Annotated in this window: 2 protein-coding genes and 2 pseudogenes; 2 read left to right on the forward strand and 2 right to left on the reverse strand. The window is 62.4% G+C overall.

Annotation, left to right across the window (positions count from 1 at the left end):
- A pseudogene (locus CA951_RS41530) lies at positions 1–279 on the reverse strand (IclR family transcriptional regulator); the annotation flags it as partial.
- A gap of 739 nt (positions 280–1,018) precedes the next feature.
- Here CA951_RS41530 and CA951_RS41535 point away from each other — a divergent pair.
- Positions 1,019–1,564 carry a TetR family transcriptional regulator gene (locus CA951_RS41535; RefSeq protein ID WP_306300881.1) on the forward strand — a complete coding sequence of 182 codons (546 nt, stop codon included), beginning with the start codon at positions 1,019–1,021 and terminating at the stop codon, positions 1,562–1,564.
- A gap of 514 nt (positions 1,565–2,078) precedes the next feature.
- Here the strand turns inward: CA951_RS41535 and CA951_RS41540 are convergent.
- Complete coding sequence (locus tag CA951_RS41540) at positions 2,079–3,440, reverse strand: SLC13 family permease (RefSeq protein WP_179220521.1); 1,362 nt, start codon at positions 3,438–3,440, stop codon at positions 2,079–2,081.
- Between the two features lie 912 nt (positions 3,441–4,352).
- Between CA951_RS41540 and CA951_RS41545 the strand changes: the two are divergent.
- A pseudogene (locus CA951_RS41545) lies at positions 4,353–4,741 on the forward strand (IS21 family transposase); the annotation flags it as partial.

The following is a 4,741-nucleotide window of genomic DNA, read 5'->3' on the forward strand; positions in this document are numbered from 1 at the left end:
ACACCGGTTCGGCGAACCTCGCGAAGTTCGGAGCCGAGACGACCGGGTTGGTGGTCGTGCTTCGTCTCGCGGATTGACGATCTCGACAAGCAGTTCTATGGCGGAGTTGGCGAGGATGCACTTGTCGGCTGCCGTCCAGTGCAACGGCAGCCGGCCGTCGACCTCGGTGGCACTGGGTACCGCGGTGCTTGCGGAGATCTTCTCGATGCACAGCGCGTCGAGCCCGTCGAGGACCATCATCTGTACGTTCTCGTCGGTGGCTTCGGCGAGATCGTGCATCAGTGGCAGCCGAAATGAGAACCCGCCACGGTGGCCGCGGCAGTCGACCGGTTGATGAGAACTCCTGACCCGAACAGAGCGCAGCGCGCGGTGCATATTGATTCCGCGGTTGACCCATCTTCTCGGGTGGACGCCCACCGACCCGCCCGCGAGGCACACGATGGCCATCCACGCCGCTCGCGACCTCGATTCGGCGAGCGCGGCGGCGATGACGGAAGTGGGCCGTGAACGTCGACGCGTCGGCGTGGCGCCGGACCAGACAGAGCTCACGGATTCTTAGCGTACTGCGGCGTCATGCAGCGCCCCCTGCGACACCGTGATCCACACGAACCTGGCGGACCATCCCTTGGTTCGGGCGCTGACGGTGGTGGACTGTCTGGGAGCTGGATGAACGCCCTTCGGTATTGCTCGTCGGAGATCGACTCGCTTGTGTCGGGCTTCGTTCAGAGTTCGGCGTATCTGTGCGAGCGCGGCTTGCCGCTGCTCGGGGTTGCTCGCGCGCTCGCGGTGTGGCGAGTTTGTTGTTCGCGGAGACGTGTTGCGTCGGCTGTGGTGCAGCGTTGGCCAGGGGAGGGTCCGGTCCAGTCGATGTGGGTGATTCGCCAGCGTAGAAGGGCGACCGATGCAGTGATCTGGTCTGCTGATGGCCTCGTCCAGCCGCATTCTGCGGTGTCGCGGTCGAGTTTGCGTGAGGTGTCCTGGCCGGTCCAGTGTGGTGTCGAGGGCTGCCCCGGCCTCGATATGGCGAGCATCCTTTCACCGTGAGTGCAGACCCCTACCCGCCGGCGTCGGGTTCGAGCGTGCCACTATTCGAGGCATTGCTGCGGCGGCGGGGGTGGACAAGTCGTCGGTCATCCAATACTTCGGCACCAAGCAGGCGCTGTTCCGGGACGCGGTGCACTGGGATATCCCGATTGCCGAGCTGACGTCCGACGACGAGACCGAGACGATCGACAACCTCGTCGGTGGGATGCTGGCCGCGTGGGCGGCCGACCCGAACAGCCCGATGGCGGTGCTGGTGCGTACCAGCATGACCAGCGAGGACGCTGCCGATCTGCTGCGCACCCACATCACCGCACAGTCGGTCGACACCATGGCCGCAACTATCGATGCCCCCGATGCGCGGCTTCGCGCCGCCCTGGCCGGCGCGATGCTGATGGGCATCGCCAGCCAGCGCTACCTCCTGAAGCTGCCCGATCTGAAGGACGCCGACGTCGAGGACATCCTTCGGCTCATCACGCCACTGGTCCGGGCGCTCCTCAACCCGCACAGCGACCAGCAGTGACGATTGATTTCGCGGTCCGTCGACCACCCGGCAGGTTCTCCACCTCACGCGGATGCTGAGCTCCCGTTCACCAGGTACCGGGCTGGGGGGTGTCGGTCGCGGCGCCGAAGACGACCTCGGCCAGGATGCGGGAATCACGGACGTTCCTCTCGTCGCCGCCGGCGATCACCATCAGCGTGCTCGAAGCCCTTCGCTCGACGTTGCTTCTCGGTTGTTCTCGACGTTGCTTCTCGGTTGCCAGGGATCGACGGCGACGATTCGTGTGGTGTGACCTGGTAGTGTCACCGCCCGGCGGAATCAAATCGGATGTGGATGGCGGCGGAGCGCCGTCAACGCGAGGTCAAGTCCCGGGGCGTGGTGTGAGAGGCGGTCCGCGTGACTCCTCGCGGTATTATGCGGTCACATAGCGCGGGTACCACCTCCTATGCGGATTCCCTGGCAGCATTCGCTATGTGTCCCGCGGAACCGAGTGAGCACGTCGAGGCACTCTTCGACCCTCGAAATCGGGCAATAACTAGAGTGTCGAGGGAAGAATGAATAGTACGAAGGTGGCGATCGGGGCGACAATGATCATGCTCATGCCCCATTTCAAAAGCCCTTTGTAGACGTTGTTCGCATTAGACTCGGGCGTGTTCGCGACCACGAGAGAACCGACCGTGGAGAACGGTGTGGAGTCGACTACGGTAGCGCAGATCGCCAGCGAGATGAGAAGTGCGGTAACACTGATCTGTCCTTGGAGCAGAAAGGGTATGGACAGCGGGATTAGCGCGCCGAGGATTCCCGCGCTGGAGGCAAAAGCGGAGACGGCGGCGCCGATCAAGCAGATTAGAAAGGCCGCCAACAGTGGGATATTCAGGCGCGTGACGCTGTTACCGATGGAATCGACGGTTCCGATCCGCTGGAGCAGGGCGACGTAGGTGATGATCCCGCAGATCAGAAGTACGGTGTTCCATGCGATGAGTTTCTCAGCGCCTGCACTGGACTTCGGTGTCACTAGCTTGAGTATGATCGCAGCAAACAGCGCAACGACACCGATATTCACCTCGAACAGCAGCGCGACTCCCGCCGTCACTGCAATCGTCAGCAAGGTGATGACCTGCGGTGCAGTGATAGAACGACGTTTGCTGTTTTCTACTGCAGTCTCGGCTTTCACCGCCACAGCAACATTGCCGCTGTCTGGTTGATCGCTCCCGCCCCGCGGTGACCGGCAGAAAGTCGACCCACCGCCGGCGCCCTCGACTCCAACACCTGTCTCCTGATCCCGCCGCCGGATCAGCCTCAACCCGCCGAAGATAACGAATATCGCCACGCCCAATGCAACATTGAACGCAAAATTAGTGGCAAACAGCAGAAGAGGTGCCGAATTTAATCCGGCACGCTCAACCGTCTGGTTGACGATCGCCCCGAGTGCATTGACAGGCGAGAAGTTACCCGCCGCAGAACCATGGATGACCATCAGGCCGATCAGTGTCGGGTTCATGTTGTAGCGCATGCCCAGACGGATTCCGAGTGGCGCTAGAAGTGCGATAGTGGCCGGCCCGAGAGCTCCAGCTGTCGTTGGTATGGCGGCGATGAAGAACACTATCCACGGGATGAACGCTGCCCGGCCCCCTACGATCTGGACGCACGCATCGACAATCCACTCGATCGTCCCATTCGTTGACGCTATTCCGAAAAGAAACGTCACACCGAGTAGGAGAACGAATAAGTCGGCCGGAAATCCGTCGAGAACATCCGAAACTGTTTTGCCAGCAAAAACAACGGCCAGTGTGAAGGCGCCGGCCAGCGCCAGAGCGCCTAGATTGATCGGACGCGTAGTGCCGATCAAGAACACGATTGCCAACAGGGCAATGCCGACAATGTCTAAGTACGCCACGGGACCTCCACTCGACAGCATCATCACAACGTGAGCTGTCGCGCATTTAAAGGATGGATGAGATGTGGACCACATTATCCAGACGCTCTGCTAGAAGCAAGTGATCTCTGCTGTGCAGATAAAATGTGGATATCCTTTTCCTTTTGGCCCTTCAGTGGAGCGAATGCGCGAGCGCACGTGGCCGGTTCCGCTTCCGTGCGCCGTGCGCCGTGCGCCGTTTGGTGTAGGTATTGCGCCTGTTCTGCGGGGGTGTCGGCGTCGGAAAATGCGCCTTCGTTGAGCGGCTCGGGGGGCCTGGCCGCGCGGGGTGGTATCCAATATTAGAACAGAGTTTCGAAACGAGTGGTCTCGCATTGGCCAGACGAAAACCAGGTGGCCGGGCCGCGCAGGGCTGCGCGTCGGATGGTGCGGATTGTTGCGTTGGGTCCGGACAGTGGGGGACCCGCGGACCGCGATAGAAGTCCGCGGTGACAAGGACGTCGTCCTCCGTAGGTGTGACGGTACGCAACCGCGTCGGTCGACTGGGAAATTTGCCCTTCGGTGAACTTTCGCAGACGCTTCTCCAGCTACATCGTTGAGCTGCGCAACTAACTGAAGCGGGCGGAAACCATTTCCGCTCATCGCGGAAACCTATGGGGGAGATGTGCAGTCGAGTCTGAACAAGTCATCGTACGCAACATCGCAGTGACGTTCTGGTGTGCCAGCAGTGCACGCAGGCCCAAGCCGGAGGCTTGACTCAGCCCTTGCTGTCGCCTCCCATGACCATGGGACCGGTCTGACCTGATTTTCTGCCACCCTCATGGGACCACTCGGATTGCCAGTCATGGGACCACCCGGCGCGTCTCGCCGGAGTCTCGCCGGATGACTCGTTTGATCGCGTGTCGGTATCCCCGATCACGAAGGCGGACGGGCATGGCGTTTCGGGAGGTCAACGTGAACGAAGTCAAGGAAGTGCTCCGCGTCTGGCTCGGGGTGCCCGGGTCCCGGCCACCGGGGTTACGCACGATCGCCGCGCACTGCGGGGTAGACCGCAAAACCGCGCGCCGGTACATCGAGGCCGCCCAGGCCGCGGGCCTGCAACGCGGCGACGGGGCCTGGGCCCTCGACGACGGGCTGATCGGGACGGTGATCGAGGCGGTGCGCCCGGCCCGCCCGAGCGGACACGGCGCCGCCTGGGACCAGCTGCTGGGGTTCGAGGACCAGATCACCGCGTGGGTCGCCGGCGACGGGAACCATCCACCGCTGACGATCACCAAGATCGAAACCCTGCTGGCCCGCCAGGGCTGCGCGGTGCCCTATCG

Origin of the sequence: Rhodococcus sp. NCIMB 12038 (assembly GCF_002165735.1) — a bacterium.
Lineage (GTDB): Bacteria > Actinomycetota > Actinomycetes > Mycobacteriales > Mycobacteriaceae > Rhodococcus_F.